Origin of the sequence: Methylosinus sp. Ce-a6, from assembly GCF_009811655.1 — a bacterium.
GTDB lineage: Bacteria > Pseudomonadota > Alphaproteobacteria > Rhizobiales > Beijerinckiaceae > Methylosinus.
In genome coordinates, this window is sequence record NZ_BGJX01000087.1 from 1 (window position 1) to 1,198 (window position 1,198).

1 protein-coding gene is annotated in these 1,198 nt (G+C 61.9%); it reads left to right on the top strand.

Annotation, left to right across the window (positions count from 1 at the left end):
• Positions 1-30: 30 nt before the first annotated feature.
• Positions 31-1,176, top strand: coding sequence for an ISAs1 family transposase (locus Mspo_RS19420; protein ID WP_244613562.1), 1,146 nt, complete (start codon positions 31-33; stop codon positions 1,174-1,176).
• Positions 1,177-1,198: the final 22 nt, after the last annotated feature.

The following is a 1,198-nucleotide window of genomic DNA, read 5'->3' on the forward strand; positions in this document are numbered from 1 at the left end:
ATCCTCTGATTCGATCTTTGGGGGATTGCGATGGACGCGAGCGGACGCGACTTCGAGGCTCTGGCCGAGACGACGGCTTTTCTATTCTATTTCAAAGATATGCCGGATCGCCGGCAGGCCGGGAAGGTCGTCTATCCGCTCGACGAGATCTTGCTCTTGTGCCTGCTCGCCGTGCTGGCCGGGGCGGAGGCGTTCACCGATATCGCGCGTTTCGGCGAGAAGAAGCTCGACCTGTTGCGTCGCTTCCGGCCCTTCGAAAACGGCACGCCGGCGCACGACCATCTCGGCGACATTTTCGCCACGCTCGACGCGCAGGCGTTCCAGCGCTGCTTCGTCGCCTGGGTCTCGGCTTTGACCAAGACGCCGGCCGAGGTCATCGCCATCGACGGCAAAACCTCGCGCCGCTCCTATCAGAAGAAGGGCGCGAAGGAGCCGATCCACATGGTCTCGGCCTTCGCCGCCAGGCAGCGGCTCGTCATGGGGCAGATCGCCGTCGCGGAAAAATCCAACGAGATCGTCGCCATTCCCGCGCTCTTGGACATGATGGCCATCGAAGGCGCCGTCGTGACCATCGACGCCATGGGCTGCCAACGCGCCATCGCCAAGAAGATCAAGGACAAGAAGGCCGATTACATCATCGCGCTCAAAGGCAATCAGGGAACGCTCCACGAAGATGTGAAGCTGTTCGCCGCCGAGCAGAAAGCCAATGGTTTCGTGGATTCGACGGTCAGCCGCCACGAGACGCTCGACGGCGAGCACGGCCGCATCGAAACGCGGCGTTATACGGCGTTCCATCAAATCGATTGGCTGAAAGAGCGACACGACTGGCCGGGGCTCGAGGGCGTCGTCATGGTCGAGAGCCGGCGCGAGATCAATGGCGAGAGCACGAAGGAAACGCGATTCTACATCACCTCGCTGACGCTCGCCGCCGATCTGGTCGGCCCGATGATCCGCGATCATTGGGCGATCGAGAACAGCCTGCACTGGGTCATGGACATGGTCTTCCGCGACGACGAATGCCGCGTGCGAACCGAAAACGCTCCAGCCAACTTCACCACGCTCAAGCACATGGCCAATAATCTCATCCGCAAGGCCCCGGGCAGAGACTCCCAGCGCCTCAAGCGCATGACCGCCGCCTGGGACGACGACTTCCTCGCAAGTCTCGTCGCCGCCTGAAATCCTTCACCCGATTCCCCTG